This is a genomic window from Armatimonadota bacterium, from assembly GCA_031459855.1.
Classification (GTDB): domain Bacteria; phylum Sysuimicrobiota; class Sysuimicrobiia; order Sysuimicrobiales; family Humicultoraceae; genus Fervidifonticultor; species Fervidifonticultor primus.
The window spans coordinates 1,011,063-1,028,870 of record JAVKHP010000001.1; the positions used below are offsets into that span (position 1 = coordinate 1,011,063).

Here is a 17,808-nt window from a genome sequence, read left to right on the forward strand (position 1 = left end):
TCCCGGGCCGCGCGCCGCCGTGCGCGATGGGACCTACGGGTACACGACGTTGGAGGCTGTCAGGCGTCGCGCCAGCGCCTGGAACGCGTAGTACGCGGGTTTTCCGCGGAAATCGTGCCACACCAGGCCGTAGTTGTGCTCGACATTGGTAGGGTCAGTACCCTTGTCGCGCAGGTTGTACCACATGGCCACCTCGACGAACGGGTACTCCCGCTGAATCTTCTCGTAGGCCCGCGTCAGGTACGTGGCTTGGGTCTCTACCGAGACCCCTTCCGCCCAGTCGCCCACCGCGGCGGGTGCGCGCCGGTGGGTCGGCCATGACATCTCGGTGATCCAGATCGGCTTGTGGCCGTCGCCATGGGCAACCATCACACGCCGCAGTTCGGCGATGCCGTGGAACGAATGGCGCACGTCGGGATGCACCTCGTCCGGCGCCCGGCGGAACACGTACGGATGCACTCCTAGCGCGTCGAAGTAGCGTCCGGCTCCCAGGGCATACATCTGCCGGAGGTAGTCCACGTTGTTCCCCGCGAGCCCGCCGGAAATGAACACCGCCTGTGGATCCGCAGCTTTCCCCCGCACGTACGCCTCGGCCAGCATCTCCACGAACCGCCCAACGTTCGGCACGGGGCGCCAGAAGACATACCAGTCGGGTTCGTTCCAGATCTCCCAGTGCCGTACCCGACCGCGCAGCCGCCGGACCGCGTATTCCACGAACTCCCCCAGGTCGCGCATCCGCAGGGGCGGGGCATCCCACCCCAGCGGATTCGCCCACGGCGGCGTGGCCAGTACCAACAGCATGACGCGCAGTCCCGCTTCCTGCAGACGCGCCAGCAAATCCTCCAAACTGCGGAAGTACGCTTCGTTGTACCGCCCCTTCTCCGGCTCCGCCACGTACCAGTTGAGCACGATGCGCACCCACTCGACTCCCGCGTCGCGCATCAACGCGATCTCACGCTGCTGCACGGCAGTGGGCGCATCCGGCTGCAGGTCGCTCTGGACCCCGAACCCCACACGGCGCACTGGATGCGCCGCCCGGTCGGAAAGTGCGTCTCGATCTCGTGCGATAGCAGAGAACTTCACTGCAACCTCAAGCGACCCATCCGAGCTCCCGAATGCCTGTGCCGACGGGAGCCTCGCGTCACCCGCCCAGAAGGCGCCGCACAACGCTATCGCAACGGCTGCGATCAGGACGGCTGCTTTGCCCAGGAGCCTGACGCGAAGCGACCCGACCACGTGCCCAACTCCCTTCGGCAGCCCGACCGACCGTGGCACGGTCTCGCGGCTTTGCGTCCCTGCCTCGCGGCAGGTTTGCCTTTGTCGGGGAGCGGCGTGCCGGTCGCCCCAGCTGCCCGGAGCACAGCTCGCGCCGCACCCTGTCCACCGGGGTTATGCCCGTCGCCTGGGCGGACCAGACCTGCGAGATCTCGAAGTTTTGGAAGAACTTCACCGGAAGATCACTACCACGAGCCCGCCGGGTCGACGGTCGCCGAGGCCTGGGTCAACCGCCGATCAACGACCAGGATCGCGAAGGTCGACGTCAGCGACAAACAGAGCCGACACCGATCCCTCGGGCATGCGGACGCCGCGCCTGCCGGCTCTAGAGGCGCCTCTGCGCCACCCTGGCCGTCATCGGCGACGGATCACGGAATACGCGTTCGTGGCTGGCTGTTGTGACCCATATGGTATCGGCATAATAGTGCAGGACGGACGTGCAGGAGGACGATGCGATGCGTGACGTGGTCATTCTCGGTGGCGGTCCGGCCGGCCTCACCGCGGCCATCTACGCCGCCCGAGCCAACCTGGCGCCGCTGGTGATCGAGGGGAGCCAGGCCGGAGGCCAGCTGATGCTGACCACCCTGGTCGAGAACTACCCGGGGTTCCCCGACGCCATCATGGGGCCCGAACTCATGCAGGCGATGCGCAAGCAGGCCGAGCGGGTCGGGGCGGAGTTCCGCACCGAGGATGCCACCGCAGTGGACTTCACCCGCCGGCCCTTCGTCATTACCACACAGTCGGGCGAGCACATCGCGGCCCGAGCCGTGATCGTGGCCACCGGCGCGTCGGCGCGGATGCTCGGCGTCCCTGGCGAGGAACGACTGCTGGGCCGCGGGGTGTCCACCTGCGCGACCTGCGACGGCTTCTTCTTCCGCAAGAAGGATGTCGTGGTCGTCGGCGGTGGCGACTCGGCCATGGAGGAGGCGCTGTACCTGGCCAACTTGGCCAGGTCGGTGACGGTGATCCACCGGCGCGATCGGCTCCGCGCCAGCAAGATCATGCAGGAGCGAGCCTTCAAGCACCCCGCCATCACGTTCGTCTGGAACACGGTCGTCGAAGAGATCGTTGGGGACGGCGTGGTACAGGCCGTCCGGTTGCGCGACGTGCAGTCGGGGGCCGTGACCGAACGCAAGACCGACGGTGTATTCGTCGCCATCGGCCACGTGCCCAACACGGCGCTGTTCCGCGGCCAGTTGGAGCTAGACGACGCGGGCTACATCAAGCTGCGCGACCGCTCCATGACCAGTGTGGAAGGGGTGTTCGCCGCCGGCGACGTGCACGACCACACGTACCGCCAGGCCGTCACCGCCGCCGGCTACGGCTGCATGGCCGCCATCGACGCGGAGCGCTGGCTCCAGCACCAGGACCGGTGACGTGCTCGCCCTGGGCACTGCGTCCCTTGTCCGACGGTTCGAGCGGTTGACGAGGTCCCTGACGACGCGGGAGCCCGCTCCCTGTGGCACTGCGTCCGCCGGTCCGACGACCCGCTGTGGGCAATCGCCCGCTCCACCGGCGTGACGGTTCCGACGCCGTACTCGAGCGCCGTAGACCGCCGCCATCGCCCTGGCCTGACGTCACCGGGCGGCGGCTTCACCACCCAACGTGCCGTTACCCGACCTTGGTCTGGAGCGCGCCCTCGATGCGGCGCTTCAACTCTGCCTTGGGCATGTAGCCGACGATCCGCTCGACCATCTGCCCGCCCTTGAACACTCCCAGGGTAGGAATGCTCATGATGCTGTAACGCATGGCCAGGTGCTGGTTGTCATCGACGTCCACCTTGACGACTTTCAGGCGGCCGGCGTACTCGCCGGCTAGCTCCTCCACGATGGGCGCGATCAACCGACATGGTCCACACCACTCCGCCCAGAAGTCCACCAGCACCGGCAGGTCGGCCTGCAGCACTTCCTGCTCGAACGTCTGCTCCGTCACCGCTACGGGCTTAGCCATCCGCAGTCATCCTCCTCGAGAACGCTTCGTCCCCCGTGGTGCATCCGGCGCACCATCGGACCAGGGCCCCGGACGGACGGCCATTGCGCTTTCTTTCGCGTCCATCCGCCCACCGGTACCACTGGTTTGAGACGCCGGTTGATCAAACCGGCGTACCGGTCAGGGTTATTCCCCAAAAAGTCGCCGGCGGCGGCCGTTGCGCCCTTAGGCCTGCAGTATTAGCGACGTCACCGCCAGCGCGTTCCAGCAGGTGGCGCGCAGCACGGCCTGCTTCTGCTCGCGTATCAGCGACGTCACCGTCAGCGTGTTCCAGCAGGGCCGGGGGCTCAGACCCCCGTGTGTACACAGACGCTGAACCAGCGGTCTCGACGGTTGACCCGGTCGGCCCTCAGAACCGCGCAGCCAGTAGTGTAGCGATCCCCACCGCCACGGCGAAGACCATCACTACCATACCCACGCAGCCCATGCGGCGCCCTTCACCTGCCCGGGGCGGCCGCACGCTGGCCCGCAGCGACAACTTAGTCGCTCTCCGCAACGACGCGATCGCCTCGGCGGTGCGACCCAGCTGCTTGTACAACCCCCCAAGGTTTTGGTGCGCAATCCAGTAGTCGGGATCTACGGCGATGGCGCGTTGATAGGCCTCCAGGGCTTGGTCCAGGCGGCCGGTCTCGCGGTAAACGTTCCCCAGGTTGCTCCAGGCAGGGGCGTACCGCGGGTTGAGGCTCACCGCCTTCGCGAACGCCTGCTCGGCTTCGTCCAACCGCCGCTGCCGGGCCAGCGCGACCCCTAGCTTGCTATAGGCGACGTGGGACGACCCATCGCTCTCGATGGCACGCCGAAAGGCAGCCTCTGCCGCTTCCCACTCGCCGGCCTCGAGGTGCCGCTCCCCCTCGTCGAGATGGTGTGCCGCGCGATCGGACCCCTCGGACATCTTGGCAGCTGGGGACGTTCTGCACGCACGCCGATGACCCCTGCGCGTCCCCCCACCGGTAGTGCCCCGGCGCAGCGCTGCCAACCGCGCAGCCGTGAGGACGCCACCAACAGTCACACCAGGACCCTCCTCAGAACCGTTGCACTGTCACATCGCCCCAGCGCCCCAGCGGCCGTTTCGATGCAGCGCATACCGCCGGATCATCGTGCTCGCCGTCCCTGCCGCCGCCTATGGTGGAGGCGCGCCAGATTCTGTTCGACCAGCCGCCGCCCTAGTTGACGATGCCGTTGGAAACCGGCCACCCCTTGCCGGACAGCCTCCCATTTGATCTGCGGGGACGAACCGCATTTTGATCCGGCCAGCTTCGCGTTGCGATAGGTACCGGACAGGACCGTACTTCGCGGGAGAGAATGTGTGGTATCAGGCGGCCGCGGCTCCAGAGTCAGGGTAAACACCCGTACCACATCCGCGCCGGCTGGAAGGGACGATCCTGCGCAGACGGGTGTCCTACCGGCTTCCTGCAGCGCGCCGCGGCTGGCGCAGGTGCTCACGGCGGTCGTGGTGGACGCGTTGCACCAGGGGGAGGCAACGGAGTCGTGTCCGATGACGGAGGGCCGGTCCCCGCGGAGGACAGGCGTCCCGGGCGGGTTGCCGCATTCTAGGGTCGGGTGTATCGATGGCTGACGACGTGGACGTTCTCCTGGTGATTCCCGACCGCCGCCTGCGGGCGTTCGCTCTTGCGGAGTTGATGGAACAGGGATACGAGGTCATGGCCGTACCTCGAGCTCGTCACGCACGGGCCCTGCTGCGCGCGGGGGTGAGCCCGCGCCTGGTGATCGTGGACCTGGTCGGACTCGCCGAAAACGGCGATGCCCTCCGCGACCTCCTCGGCGACTCCCCGGAACGCCTGCTGGTCCTGGTCGGCGCCCTCGAGCGACAGGAAGTGGCTCAGCTGCCTCCCTGCCGCGTGCTCGGCCGTCCGTTCACCGTAGGCCAGCTGGTCGAGCGCGTTCAGCGCCTCCTGGGATCCTGACGACAGAGGGGCGGGCGAGCACGTCCTGGCGCGCGGATTCCTCACTCGGAATCGCGGGAAAGCGCCCAGGCCGCCCGGCGCGTTCGTGGGAAAGCGAGCAGCGTCTCGGGACAGTGTCACGCGAAAAGTGATACGGTGGCTGCAAACGGGGATGCGTCAGTGAAGGCGGTGCGGGCCGCCAAAACCGTCGATCGCGGGTGCGCGTCAATTCGGCCAGCCGTGATGGTCCAGGCTTGGCGCAAAAGGTCATCGATCATCCGACGCGCGCGACAAAATCCCAAACGGTCAGAAGGTTGCCCACAACGGCAGGTCGCGGTAGATGGGCTCGCGCGCGCCCCTCACGGCTGCGGCCGCAAAGACGGCGTCATTCTCTTCGTCCGGGATGCACCGGAGTGTCGCCGTATCGAACGCGTTGAGCAACGCACGGCTTTGGAGCACCGCCACCACAGCGGTCGGTGGTGCTTCCACCTGCCCGGTCACCTGCGCCACCACCTCGCCGTTATCGACCTCAACGACCACCCGGCGCGCTCCGGCCCGCCGGGCTGCCCACAGCGCAGCCAGCACGGCCCGGTGCGCCGCTGGCGTGCGGTTGGGATGCACGGTATGAACCAGCACGCGACGCGCGCCGCGGTCAGGGTCCCTGAGCACGACCGCAAGGGTCAGACGCCCATCAGGTGCCGGGCGCGCGGCGGCTGTGACATGCAGCGGGTCACCGACAGGTCGCGGTGCTACCACGGCGGTGGTCCCTCCAGTATCGCCGCCACCAGCACACAGAACGCCAGGAGCAAGACCTTGAGCCCCACGGCCCGCTGGTCGTCAACAAACCCCACCGCCACCTCCGCCAGCACGTGTCGCCATCGTCGGTTCGCGCGACCGTGCACAACACTGCGCCCAGCATAGCTCCCTCCGGCGCCGGTGCTACCGGCTGCAGACCAGCCGCCTGGGGACCAGTCACGCAGCGCGCATCCCCCGCCTCGCGGGGTGTCCTCCGACTGCAACGCGCAGCGCACACCACTCGCGTTCCGCCCGCGGCCCCCCGGGACGGCCGACCGGTTCATATCGCCCCTCCGACGGGGTACCGGCGTAGCAACCCCACGACTTTCCCCAGGATCTCGAATGGGCCGAGGACCGGGGGGTACGCGGGGTTCTCCGCCTGCAAATAGGGCTGCCCGTCGCGGCACGCGAGCCGCTTGACCGTCGCCTCGTCGCCCAACAGGGCCACGACAATGTCGCCCGGTGATGCCGTATCCTGACATCGCACGATCACGAGGTCGCCGTCGTAGATCCCGGCCCCGACCATGCTGTCGCCGCGCACGGTGAGGAGGAAGCTCTGCTCCGTCCAGCCCACGAACCGTCTGGGGACAGGGATCATCTCCTCCACGTGCTCATCGGCCAGAACGGGCGCGCCGGCCGCCACGCGGCCCACCAGAGGCACCAGCGCCACCTCGTCGCTCGCGGGCCAACGGCGGTCGGTGATCTCCAGCACGCGCATGCGGTCGCTGCCACGGCGGAGGTACCCCTTGCGTTCCAGCGCCACCAGATGGTGGTGCACGGTAGACGGCGAGTGCGCCCCAAGCGCAGCTCCAATCTCACGGACCGACGGCACGATGCCCCTCCGTTTGATGCTGTCCACCACGTATTCGAAGATCTCGCGCTGGCGGCGAGTCAGTTCTGTTCGCACCGGACCACCCCCGCCAGTCACTATATCGAACACACGTACGTATGACAACTCAGCGAATATCGAACGAATGTACGCTATAGGGCGCCACGGACACAAACCTGCCTAAAATCCACGCATACCTCCAATTCTTTCGCGGAATCGAGGTCAGACGATGTCGAACGACTGCCTGTGGCTACCGTTCTCGAGAGAACGTCATGTGCTGGCGCCCACCAAAAGAACCAGGGAGTGGAGTAGGGAAACAGTCCAGCCACACCTCACGCCATGCCAGGCAACCCGAGTATTGCTCCGCAGTGAGGAAATTAAAGCCCGAACTTTGCAGAAATTGAAAATGATGAGTATTACCGGAAATCTATGGTGAATAGTGAACCGGTCAGCTATTCTCCTCTTCGGTAGGGTGTTTCACGGAGATCGAAAAAAGAAAACTTATGGAACCAGCATTTCCTCCGACTTCGAGCGCACTACCAGCGCGGGATCGAGGTTCCCCCCACTGACGACGGCCACCGCCGGTCGCTCGACCACCCGCCCCTCGAGAAGCGCGGCCACAGCGATGGCCCCCGAAGGCTCAACGACAAGTCGCGCCTCCCGCCACAGTCGCCCGACCGCCCTCAACACGGCTGCGTCGTCCACCGCGACGAACTCGTCGACATAATGCGCCACCAGTTCCCACGGCAACGCCCCGGGCTGCTGCACACGCAGGCCGTCGCAGACCGTCTCGGTCGACGGCACCGTCACCCGCGCCCCGGCAGCGCGAGAGGCAGCGAACCGTGCGACGTTCTGCGGTTCGACCCCTACGACCCGTACCTCCGGACGCAGGGTCTTGACAGCCAGCGCAACCCCCGAGAGCAGGCCGCCCCCGCTCACCGGTACGACCACAACTGAGACGTCCACCGCCTGCTCGGCGATCTCCAGCCCGCAGGTGCCCTGACCCGCGATGACCAGCGGATCGTCGAACGGAGGGACCACGTGCAGCCCCCGCTCGCGAGCCAGGGCGTTCGCGAGCTCGAGCCGCTCGGCTGCCGTGGTGCCGCAGCGGATCACCTCGGCGCCCCAGCGCGCGATACCGGCCGCCTTGGGCGCCGTGACCGTCTCCGGGACCACGACAACCGCCGGCAGCCCCATACGAGAGGCCACGTAGGCCACGGCCTGCCCATGGTTCCCCGACGACGCCGTCACGACACCGCGCAGCCTGGGTCCCAGCGCGCGCATGTGGTTGGCCGCGCCGCGCACCTTGAACGACCCCGTTGGCTGCAGGCTCTCCAGCTTGAGCAGAATGCCGTCGGCACCGTCGAACGGATGGAGGGGAGTCCGCCGCGCGTCTCGGGCGATGCGCGCCGCCGCGGCCCGGACGTCGTCGATAGTCGGCAAGCTCACCGCGTACTGGCGGCGCGCACCGGGCCGCGCCAGCGCAGGTTGGGGTGACGGGCTGCGGCAACCTCGTCGAGTCGCGCCACGACCGTCCGGTGAGGCGCCGTGCGGACGGTCTCAGGATCGCGGGCGCACTCCTCGGCAACCTGAATCAACGCGTCGGCAAAAGCATCGAGCGTCTGGCGACTCTCGGTTTCCGCAGGTTCGATCATGATCGCCTCGTCGACGATCAACGGGAAGTAGATCGTCGGCGCGTGGTAACCGTAGTCCAGCAGCCGCTTGGCGATGTCGAGCGTCCGCACCCCATGCTGCGCCTTCTGCCGGCGACCCGAGAGCACGAACTCGTGCATACACGGTCGGTCGTAGGGCACGTCGAAGTACTCCCGCAGCCGGGTCAGCAGGTAGTTGGCGTTCACGACCGCCGCTTCGGAGACCTGGCGCAGCAGGGGGCCGTAGGCCCGCAGGTAGGCGTAGGCCCGCACCAACACCCCGAAGTTCCCGTGAAACGCCCGCACCCGTCCGATCGCCTTGGGCCTGGCGTAGTCGAGGCGGAACCGATCCCCGTCGCGTTCCACGGTCGGCACCGGCAGGTACGGCGCCAGGAACGCTTTCACCGCCACCGGTCCTGCCCCCGGCCCGCCGCCGCCGTGGGGGGTCGAGAACGTCTTGTGGACGTTCATGTGCATCACGTCGAAGCCCTGGTCGCCCGGTCGGGTCACGCCCAGCACCGCGTTGAAGTTGGCTCCGTCCAGGTAGAGCAGCGCACCGCACCCGTGGACGATCTCGGCCACCTCGACGATACGTTCCTCGAAGAGCCCCAGCGTGTTCGGGTTGGTCAGCATGAGGGCCGCCACCGAGGCGTCCGCCACCTGCCGCAGAGCATCGACGTCGATGTTGCCCCGGCGGTCGCTGGGGACCGTCACCACGGTGTAGCCGCACATCGCGGCCGACGCGGGATTGGTCCCGTGGGCGGAATCCGGGACGATCACCCGTGTGCGCCGGTCCCCGCGGTCCTCGTGGTAGGCGCGGATCATCATCAGGGCGGTCAGCTCCCCGTGGGCACCGGCCGCAGGCTGGAAGGTCACCCGATCCATGCCGCTGATCTCGCACAGCATCTGCTCCAGCTCCCACAACAGCTGGAGCGCACCCTGCGCGAGGTCGTCGGGCACGTTGGGGTGCAGGCGCGCGAAGCCCGGCAGGCGCGCCGCGTCCTCGTTGACCTTCGGGTTGTACTTCATGGTGCAGGACCCCAGAGGGTAGAAGCCGACGTCGATCGCATAGTTCCGCTGCGAGAGCCTCGTGTAGTGCCGCACGAGATCCGGCTCGCTGACCTCGGGCAGGTCGGCGGGATCACGCCGCACCAGCGAAGGTTCGACGATCTGCTCGAGCGGGACGTCGGGGACGTCGGCCTCCGGTGCAGCGACCGCCACCCGGCCGGGGCGGCTGAGCTCGAAGATCAGGGGGAAGTCCCGCTGCGTCATCGCGTCACGACCTCGGCGACGGCGTCGACCAGGGCATCGATCTGCGCCCGTGTACGCGCTTCGGTCACGCAGACCAGCCAGGCGTCGGCCAACTCCGGGTACCAGAGGCCCAGGGGCAGGCCGCCCAGGATCCCGCGGTCGAGCAGGCGAGCGTTCACCTCCGCGGGCGGCACGGGCAGGCGCAGGACGAACTCGTTGAATACGGGCGCGTCGAACCCGGCCCGCACCCCGGGGATGGCACACAGGCGGCTGCGGGCATAGTGGGCTCGCCGGGCGTTCACCTCGGCGATCTGCCGCAGCCCGGACTTGCCCACCGCCGCCATGTAGATCGCGGCCGCCAGGGCGTTCAGCGCTTCGTTGGTGCAGATGTTGCTCGTGGCCTTCTCCCGCCGGATGTGCTGCTCCCGTGTCTGCAGCGTCAGGACGAACCCCCTCCGGCCGTGCCGGTCGACGGTGGCACCCACGAGACGTCCGGGCATCCGTCGCACGAACGCGTCCCGTGTCGCGAGCATTCCCAAGTAGGGCCCTCCGAAGTTGAGGAAGTTGCCCAGCGGCTGCCCTTCGCCCGCCACGATGTCGGCGCCCCAGTGGCCAGGGGGAGCCAGCAACCCCAGACTGAGCGGCTCGGCGACCGCAGTGATCAACAAGGCGCCGGCGTCGTGCGCCACCCGGGCGAGGGCCGGACCGTCTTCGATGCAGCCAAAGACGTTGGGGAACTGGATGACGAGGGCCGCCGTCCGCGCCCCGAGAGCCTCCCGGGCCCGGGCGACCGATGTCACGCCATCCTCGTAGGGCACCTCTCGGACGTGCATGCCCAGGTGCCGGGTGTACGTCCGCAGGACCTCCCGGTAGTGGGGGTGCACGGCCGTCGAAACCACGATCTCGTTCCGACGGGTGAGGTCGCGCGCCATCACCGCAGCCTCCCCTGTGGCGCTGGCGCCGTCGTACATCGACGCATTGGCCACGTCCATGCCGGTGAGCTCACAGAGCATCGTCTGGTACTCGTAGGTGGCCTGCAGTTCCCCCTGCATGATCTCGGCCTGGTAGGGGGTGTAGGCGGTGTAGAACTCCGCCCGCCCGGCCAGGTGCCACACTACGCTGGGGATCCAGTGGTCGTAGGCGCCACCCCCCAGGAAACACACCAGACGATCGGCATGACCGTTGCGCTCTGCCAGCCCGCGCAGGTGCGCCAGCAGGTCGACATCGGCCATCGGCGGCGGAAGGTGCAGGGGCCGGCTCAGCCGCACGCCGGCCGGGATGTCGGCGAGCAACTCGTCCACCGACGCCACGCCGATCGCGCGGAGCATCTCGTCCCGCTCCTGCGCGGTCATCGGCAGATAACGATGAGAATGCCAGGCGGCGTTCATGCGCCCTCCGCGGCTACCAGCGCAGCGTACGCTTCCGCGGTCAGCAGCTGGTCCCACTCTGTGTCGTTGGCGGGTTCCACCACGATCAACCATGCGTCACCATGGGGATCCTGGTTGATTCGCTCCGGGTGCTCCAGGAGGTCTGCGTTCACCTCAACCACGCGCCCTGAGACCGGCGCGTACAGGTCGCTGGCGGCCTTCACCGACTCCACCACCCCAAAGGGCTGCATCGCTCGTACTTCCGTGCCTACTGTCGGCAGCTCGATGTACACCACATCCGAGAGACGCTCCGCAGCAAACCGTGTGATGCCCACGCGCACGCGTCCGTCCTCGCGTTTTGCCCACTCGTGCTCGCGGGTGTACCGTCGGTCGTCAGGATACATGCTTCACCCCACACCGGATCAGTGTGTCGGCCGTCGGTAGAAGGGCAGGGACACGACCCGTGCCGGCACGTACGTGCCGCGGGCCTCGATCTCCAGCCTGGTCCCGACCGCAGCGTACGCCACCGGCACGTACCCCAGGCCGATAGGTCGCTGGAGGGTGGGCGCGAACGTGCCGCTGGTGACCCTGCCGATGCGGACGCCCTCGGCCCAGATCCCCTGGTGCGCGCGGGCGATCGCCCGATCCACCACTTCGAAACCAACCAGCCGCCGCGTGACGCCCTCAGTATGCTGACGGATCAGCGCCTCGCGCCCGACGAACTCGCCCTTGTCGAACTTCACGGTCCAGGCCAGCGGCGCTTCCAGTGGCGTCGTGGTCTCGTCGATGTCGTTGCCGTAGAGCATGTACCCCGCTTCGAGGCGCAGCGTGTCACGGGCTCCGAGGCCGGCGGGCACGAGGCCTTCGGGCTGCCCCGCCTCCAGCAGCGCGTACCAGACCCGCGGCGCCTCGTCCCAGGGGACAGCCAGCTCGAACCCATCCTCGCCGGTGTACCCGGTCCGGGACACCCAGGCCGGGACGCCAGCGATGCGCACGTCGTCAAGCGCGTGGAACCGGGGAAGGACTGTGACCTCACCGTCCGCCACGCGCGCCAGGATCGCCGCCGCCCGCGGTCCCTGCAATGCCAGCAACGCTGTCGCATCCGACACGTCGTGCACAGTAGCGGTCGCCCCCGCCGCGTGTTCGGTGATCCACGCCACGTCGCGCTCCCGACGGGCCGCGTTCACCACGAACAGATAGACGTCCTCCGCCACCCGGAACACCGTCACGTCGTCAACGATGCCGCCCGACGGGAGACACATGGGCGTGTACAACCCGCGGCCAACGGACAGGCGGCTGGCGTCGTTGGTGATCACCCGCTGGACCACCTCCAGTGCCTCCCGCCCCTCCACCCGGATCTGCCCCATGTGCGAGACGTCGAACAGGCCTGCCCGCGTGCGCACCGCCACGTGTTCTGCGACGATCCCCACGTACTGGAGCGGCATCTCCCACCCCGCGAACGGCACCAGGCGCGCGCCCGCCGCACGGTGCGCCGCGTGCAAGGACGTCTGCCGCAACGCGCTCACGACGGCGCGTCGGACGCATCGGGCCCTGTGGCGACCTGGAGCAACGCCACCACCTCGTCGTCGTCCACCTGCGTGAAGTCCTCGTAGAACTGCCCCACTGCCTGGAAGAGCGCCGGCGTGCTCAGGCAGACCACCTCGTCGGCGTCTTTCGCCAGGGCCGCCAGGCTTTCCGGAGGCGCCACCGGCACGGCAGCGACCAGCCACCCGGGCCCACGGGCGCGGACGGCCCGTAGCGCGGCGATCATGGTGGCACCGGTGGCGATGCCGTCGTCAACGACGATGCCGGTGCGTCCATCCAACGGCGGCAGCGGCGCCCCACCCCGGTACACCTGAATCCGGCGCGCGATCTCCGCCCGCTGCACGGCGATCTCCTGTTCCACGTACTCCCGCGCCACCCCCCGGCTTAGCTCCTCGTCGAGGAAGACCGCACCGTCCTCGGCCACGGCACCGATGGCCAGCTCGGGGTTATAGGGCGATCGCAGCTTGCGGGGAACCACCACCGCCAGGGGCGCGCCCAGCACTGCGGCCACCTCACGTCCGACCACGACGCCGCCGCGCGGAATCGCCAGCACCACCGGATCGCGGTCGCGTAGGTGGACCAGGGCCCGGCCCAGGCGACGTCCTGCATCCCGGCGGTCGCGAAAGACCATGGTCGCCGCATGCTCCTACGCCTGCACGATGGCGCGCCGCTCCTCGTCGGAGAGCATCGCCGACGACGCACCTGCCCGCACCGGTTTCGCGTACGCCCGTGCGCCCTCGCGCCCGTTCAGCACGCTCAACACGAACCCGTTTCGGTCCGCGTCGAGCAACGCAATACTGAAACTCAGCTGACCTCCGAGGTCTTGAAAGGCATCGTAGCGCACCAGTCCCACCCGCTGCAGGCTCCGCTGCGCCTGTGCTCCGATGTGCTCCATCCGTTGGGCCACGTGGTCCACCCGGCGGCCCAACGCGTCCACCGCGCTATTCAGGCGATCGACCTGCTCCAGCAGCGGCGGCGCACCGGTTACCGCCGCCAGCTGGCGGGTCAGTACACGGAGACGTACCACCAGCCATGCGGTCACCAGTGCCAGCATGGCGCTCCCCACCAGGGCCGCGAACGCCCACGACTCCGCCCGTCCCGTCATGCTCTGGTTGCCCCCCGGAATCGTTGCGTCTTTCCACGGTCGGCGGATGTTCTCCTGTCCCGTCCCACCACCGTCTCTCACCGCCTCCACACCGCTCTTACTACGCCCCACCACGGTTCGAGCGCGACAACGATCCCCATCACCACCAGCGCAGGCAGCAGGTTGCCCACGCGGACGCGACGGACTTCGAGGATCCCCAACCCCAGGCCGAAGATGAGGACGCCACCCACGGCGGTGACTTCACGGACGACCTCGGGCGTCATCCCTTGCTGGACGACGCCCGCCAGCAGTGTCACCCCGCCCTGGTAGACCAGCACGGTCGCCGCGGATACCACGACGCCGGCGCCCAGCGCGCCAGCCAGCGCCACCGCCGAGATGCCGTCGAGCACCGATTTCGTGTACAGCAACACCGGCGGCTGTCCCAACCCATCCTGGATGGCACCCAGCAACGTCATGGGGCCCACGCAGAACAGCAGGCTGCTGGTCACGAACCCCTGGACGAAGCCCCCGGACGTCCCACTCGGCCCCAGACGCCGTTGGACCAGAGCACCCAGACGTTCCAGCCGGTCCTCGATGCGGAGGAGTTCGCCCAGAACACCCCCCGCCGCCAGACTGACGATGAGCCCAACCACGTTGCGCACCTGCAGCGCCATCTGGACGCCGATGAGCACTGTCGCCAGCCCCACGCCCTGCATGACGATGCCCCGCACGCGTTCGGGCACCCGCCGGCCGATCGCCAACCCGGCTCCGCCCCCGAGCACGACCGCCGCCGCATTGACCAGTGTGCCTTCCACGGTCTCCCCGCTCGTATCGTCGCTCACGCACTCAACCCGAGATCGGCGGCAATCCCCCGCAGTGCGTCCACGACGATCGCGACGTGTTCGTCGAACGGTACGCCCAACGCTTCCGCAGCACGCAACAGTTCGTCGCGTGACACCGCACGGGCGAAGGCCTTGTCCTTCATCTTCCGGCGCACGGCCGCCCCGTCGACGCCCGCCAGGCTGCGGTGGGGCCGCACCAGTGCTACTGCGATCACGAACCCGGTGAGGTCGTCGCAGGCGTGCAGCGCGTGCTCCATGCGCGAGACCCGCGGGACACCGGAGTAGTCGGCGTGGGACAGGATCGCCCGACAGATCACCTCAGGGTAGCCCAACGTACGTAGATGCTCGACACCGCGGAACGGGTGACCCGCTTCCTGTGACGGGTAGCGCTCGTAGTCGAGGTCGTGGAGCAATCCCACGAGCCCCCAGAGCTGCTCGTCCTCGCCGAAACGCCGGGCGTAGGCCCGCATGGCGGCCTCTACAGCCAGCATGTGCTTGCGGAGGTTCGGGTTTTGGGTCCACTCGCACACGAGCGCCCAGGCGTCGTCTCGAGATGGCCACGCGGCGTCGATCACGCGATTGCACCACCCTTCAGCTGGTCCACCAACCTGTTCAAGGCATCCACTGAGTATAATTTTATAGATATAACCCAAGATCCATCTCTATTCCTGGAAATCCTCACCGGGCTTCCCAGTACGGACGAGATCTCTGTCTCTAGATTCTCTATATCTCGTGGCTTCTTAACTTTCTTTATTTCACGTGGAATAAGTACGCTCCGAGCTAACGTCTCGGTCTCTCTCACGGACAGCCCACGTGATTCCACACGTTTCCAGAGTTCCAGCATGCGACTGGTATCCTGAACGGACAGGAGGGCTCGTGCATGCCCCTCTGAGATCCGGCCGGACTCTAACGAAGCCAGCACTTCGTTCGGCAACGAGAGAAGCCTCAACGAGTTGGCAACTGCCGGCTGGCTCTTGCCTACCCGTCTTGCCACTTCCTCCTGAGTCAAATGGAACTCCTCGAGCAGCTTGAGGTATGCTCGTGCCCTGTCGACAGGATTGAGGTCCTCGCGCTGCAGGTTTTCGACCAGAGCTGCCTCTGCCGCGGCGCGATCATCCATCTCTCGCACCACAGCAGGAACGACACGAAGTCCAGCAGCCACAGCCGCACGCCACCTTCTCTCTCCAGCGACGAGTTCGTAGCCTCCCGGTACCGGGCGCACGATCACGGGCTGCAAGACGCCATGCTCCCGTATAGAGGCCACGAGCTCTTCGAAAGCCTCCCCTCCAATGGACGCTCGTGGCTGCCTTGGACTCGGACGAATCTGATCGACCTGAATCTCGGTGATCTGGGACGTCGTGGGTTCGGTAGCGCCAGGTATCAGTGCGCCCAATCCTCTACCCAGCCCCCGATACCGTCCGGTTCTCTGTTGGTCAGGAGAATGCCGCTCGTCGCTGGCCACGTTCGACAACCTCCCTGGCGAGTTCTCGATATGCCATGGCGCCACGGGATCCTGGATCGTAAATGGCAACGGGCTTCCCATGGCTTGGAGCCTCCGCAAGCCTGACACTTCTTGGGATTACGGTACGGTAGACTCGATCGCCGAAGTGTTGCCGTACTTCCTTCTCAACCTGCGCCGAGAGATTCGTACGGGGGTCGTGCATGGTGAGGAGCATCCCGGCGAGCTCAAGGTCCGGGTTGAGGTGTTGCCGCACGAGGTCGATCGAACGGAGCAAGTGCATCAGGCCCTCGAGGGCGTAGTACTCGCACTGAATGGGGATGATGGCCTCCGTCGCAGCCACCAGCGCGTTGATGGTGAGAAGCCCAAGCGATGGGGGGCAGTCGATTAGGGCCATGGAACACTGCAGGCCTTGTATCGAGCGTTTGAGCCTGTGCTCGCGATCCGGCATTCCTGCCAGCTCTACCTCTGCGCCAGCCAGGTGTATCGTGCTGGGGATTAGGTACAGACCCATGACCGCCGTTGGAACCACGGCATCCGCAGCACCAACGTCCCCCAGTAGCAGGTCATATGTGGAGAGCCTCACGGCTCGTCTGGGAATGCCAAGCCCGCTCGTGGTGTTGGCCTGAGGGTCCAAATCGATCAGAACAACCGTGTGCCCATCCGCGGCAAGGGATGCTCCGAGGTTGATGGCGGTCGTCGTCTTCCCGACGCCGCCCTTTTGATTCACGATCGCGATAACCCTGACCACCTGAGACGAACATTCGGCGCCGTCTCGGAGGGTTCCCCCCGGGCTCCGGGGTGTTCCGCACCAAGCGGCCACCGTGGTGATCCTGGTCGCTCTCGTCAGCGGCGGGCTGCCTCCCGACGCAGATAGCGATGGCGTCGCCCAGCTTCTGGTGGCTGCGCAGCCTGAAGCGACCGCCCGTGGCCAATCCGGGGCGGCCAGAGACGGCGCACGTCCAGGATACTGGATGTTCCGTCACGGGAGGTGGTCAAGGACACTGCAGGGGGACTCCTGCGGCAGACAGTACTCGGGTCACCACGGGGCGCCTCGGATGGAGCGCGACCGAGCAGCGTCGACCCGCAGCCCCTCGTCACGCGTCTGTTCGATGCCGCCGACGAGCGTGTCGTCCCCAGGGTCTACGCCGGGGAAACTCATCCGGTGTTGGAGCGTGTTTGCGAACTAGCACTATGACCGTGCGCCGCGTACCCCCCGGTGCGAAGCAGGTGCGCGTGGACTCCACTCTTCCCCCCAGCCTTTCGATATGGTCCCCTGCGGCCGACAGTTCCGCATCCACTGCGGGTCCTTTGACGTAGACCGTTACGCCTCCCAGGCGGCACAACGGGAGACAGAGCTCGACGGCCACGAGCAGTGGTGCCGCCGCGCGTGACACCACGATGTCGAACGCCGAACGGAACGCGGGCTGGTGCGCCAGGCGTTCGGCCCGCTCGCAACGCACCACCACGTTCCCCAGTTCAAGAATATTGCACATGTGTTCGAGGAACGCGGCCTTCTTACGGGTTGCCTCGATGAGCGTCATCGCGAGATCACGGCGAACGATTGCCATCGGTACTCCCGGAAAGCCGGCTCCGCTTCCGACATCAGCGACCGCCGCGCCGTGTGGTAGGTCACAGGTTGCCAGGACACACAGCGAATCAGCGAGGTGGCGGTCGATGAGCGTCTCGAAATCGGCGGGGCCGGTGAGGTTGAGCCGCGTGTTCCACCGCAGCACGTGGTGGACATATTGGCACAGCGCAACGACAACCGCGGGCTGCAGCGCGAGCCCAAAACGCGCCGCGACCCCTGCTACCC

The 17,808-nt window shown here is 67.3% G+C and carries 18 protein-coding genes and 1 riboswitch; of the genes, 2 read left to right on the top strand and 16 right to left on the bottom strand.

The window, feature by feature from the left end; translation table 11 throughout:
* Positions 1 to 33: 33 nt before the first annotated feature.
* A complete protein-coding gene (locus QN157_04625) occupies positions 34 to 1,023 on the bottom strand; it encodes a beta-galactosidase (protein MDR7554871.1) in 990 nt (329 codons plus the stop codon).
* Between the two features lie 226 nt (positions 1,024 to 1,249).
* Positions 1,250 to 1,326, bottom strand: a riboswitch (cyclic di-GMP riboswitch).
* Between the two features lie 404 nt (positions 1,327 to 1,730).
* Between QN157_04625 and trxB the strand changes: the two genes are divergently transcribed.
* On the top strand, positions 1,731 to 2,651 hold the full coding sequence (trxB, locus tag QN157_04630) for a thioredoxin-disulfide reductase (GenBank protein ID MDR7554872.1): 921 nt from the start codon (positions 1,731 to 1,733) through the stop codon (positions 2,649 to 2,651).
* Positions 2,652 to 2,886: 235 nt separating this feature from the next.
* On the opposite strand, the gene trxA is transcribed toward trxB, so the two are convergent.
* The gene (gene trxA / locus QN157_04635) at positions 2,887 to 3,225 is read right to left on the bottom strand and encodes a thioredoxin (protein MDR7554873.1); all 339 of its coding nucleotides are present in this window, start codon (positions 3,223 to 3,225) and stop codon (positions 2,887 to 2,889) included.
* A gap of 388 nt (positions 3,226 to 3,613) precedes the next feature.
* A complete protein-coding gene (locus QN157_04640) occupies positions 3,614 to 4,156 on the bottom strand; it encodes a tetratricopeptide repeat protein (GenBank protein ID MDR7554874.1) in 543 nt (180 codons plus the stop codon).
* A 676-nt stretch (positions 4,157 to 4,832) separates the two neighbouring features.
* On the opposite strand from QN157_04640, the gene QN157_04645 reads away from it, so the two are divergent.
* Positions 4,833 to 5,189, top strand: a complete 357-nt coding sequence (locus QN157_04645; protein ID MDR7554875.1) for a hypothetical protein — start codon at positions 4,833 to 4,835, stop codon at positions 5,187 to 5,189.
* A gap of 285 nt (positions 5,190 to 5,474) precedes the next feature.
* On the opposite strand, the gene QN157_04650 is transcribed toward QN157_04645, so the two are convergent.
* The 13 genes from QN157_04650 to QN157_04710 all read right to left on the bottom strand — a co-directional run bounded on the left by QN157_04650 (position 5,475) and on the right by QN157_04710 (position 16,743).
* Positions 5,475 to 5,924 carry a reverse transcriptase-like protein gene (locus tag QN157_04650; protein ID MDR7554876.1) on the bottom strand — a complete coding sequence of 150 codons (450 nt, stop codon included), beginning with the start codon at positions 5,922 to 5,924 and terminating at the stop codon, positions 5,475 to 5,477.
* Positions 5,925 to 6,243: 319 nt separating this feature from the next.
* Positions 6,244 to 6,870, bottom strand: coding sequence for a transcriptional repressor LexA (gene lexA, locus QN157_04655; protein ID MDR7554877.1), 627 nt, complete (start codon positions 6,868 to 6,870; stop codon positions 6,244 to 6,246).
* A gap of 423 nt (positions 6,871 to 7,293) precedes the next feature.
* Positions 7,294 to 8,241, bottom strand: a complete 948-nt coding sequence (locus tag QN157_04660) for a threonine/serine dehydratase (GenBank protein MDR7554878.1) — start codon at positions 8,239 to 8,241, stop codon at positions 7,294 to 7,296.
* On the bottom strand, positions 8,238 to 9,716 hold the full coding sequence (gene gcvPB, locus QN157_04665) for an aminomethyl-transferring glycine dehydrogenase subunit GcvPB (GenBank protein MDR7554879.1): 1,479 nt from the start codon (positions 9,714 to 9,716) through the stop codon (positions 8,238 to 8,240). The genes QN157_04660 and gcvPB overlap by 4 nt, the downstream gene beginning before the upstream one ends.
* A complete protein-coding gene (gene gcvPA, locus QN157_04670; GenBank protein MDR7554880.1) occupies positions 9,713 to 11,083 on the bottom strand; it encodes an aminomethyl-transferring glycine dehydrogenase subunit GcvPA in 1,371 nt (456 codons plus the stop codon). Before gcvPA ends, gcvPB begins: the two co-directional genes overlap by 4 nt.
* Complete coding sequence (gene gcvH, locus QN157_04675; GenBank protein MDR7554881.1) at positions 11,080 to 11,466, bottom strand: glycine cleavage system protein GcvH; 387 nt, start codon at positions 11,464 to 11,466, stop codon at positions 11,080 to 11,082. The genes gcvPA and gcvH overlap by 4 nt, the downstream gene beginning before the upstream one ends.
* Before the next feature lie 18 nt (positions 11,467 to 11,484).
* Positions 11,485 to 12,588: a glycine cleavage system aminomethyltransferase GcvT gene (gene gcvT / locus QN157_04680; GenBank protein ID MDR7554882.1), complete on the bottom strand. Its 1,104-nt coding sequence runs from the start codon at positions 12,586 to 12,588 to the stop codon at positions 11,485 to 11,487.
* Entirely contained in the window at positions 12,585 to 13,238 is a 654-nt protein-coding gene (locus tag QN157_04685) for a phosphoribosyltransferase (GenBank protein MDR7554883.1), read from the bottom strand. The genes gcvT and QN157_04685 overlap by 4 nt, the downstream gene beginning before the upstream one ends.
* 15 nt (positions 13,239 to 13,253) lie before the next feature.
* Entirely contained in the window at positions 13,254 to 13,712 is a 459-nt protein-coding gene (locus tag QN157_04690; GenBank protein MDR7554884.1) for a DUF4446 family protein, read from the bottom strand.
* Between the two features lie 77 nt (positions 13,713 to 13,789).
* Positions 13,790 to 14,533, bottom strand: coding sequence for a DUF554 domain-containing protein (locus QN157_04695; GenBank protein ID MDR7554885.1), 744 nt, complete (start codon positions 14,531 to 14,533; stop codon positions 13,790 to 13,792).
* Positions 14,530 to 15,105 (bottom strand): HDIG domain-containing protein, encoded by a 576-nt coding sequence (locus QN157_04700; protein MDR7554886.1) that lies wholly within the window; start codon positions 15,103 to 15,105, stop codon positions 14,530 to 14,532. Before QN157_04700 ends, QN157_04695 begins: the two co-directional genes overlap by 4 nt.
* Positions 15,105 to 15,995 carry a ParB/RepB/Spo0J family partition protein gene (locus tag QN157_04705; GenBank protein ID MDR7554887.1) on the bottom strand — a complete coding sequence of 297 codons (891 nt, stop codon included), beginning with the start codon at positions 15,993 to 15,995 and terminating at the stop codon, positions 15,105 to 15,107. Before QN157_04705 ends, QN157_04700 begins: the two co-directional genes overlap by 1 nt.
* Entirely contained in the window at positions 15,967 to 16,743 is a 777-nt protein-coding gene (locus tag QN157_04710) for a ParA family protein (GenBank protein MDR7554888.1), read from the bottom strand. The genes QN157_04705 and QN157_04710 overlap by 29 nt, the downstream gene beginning before the upstream one ends.
* Positions 16,744 to 17,808: the final 1,065 nt, after the last annotated feature.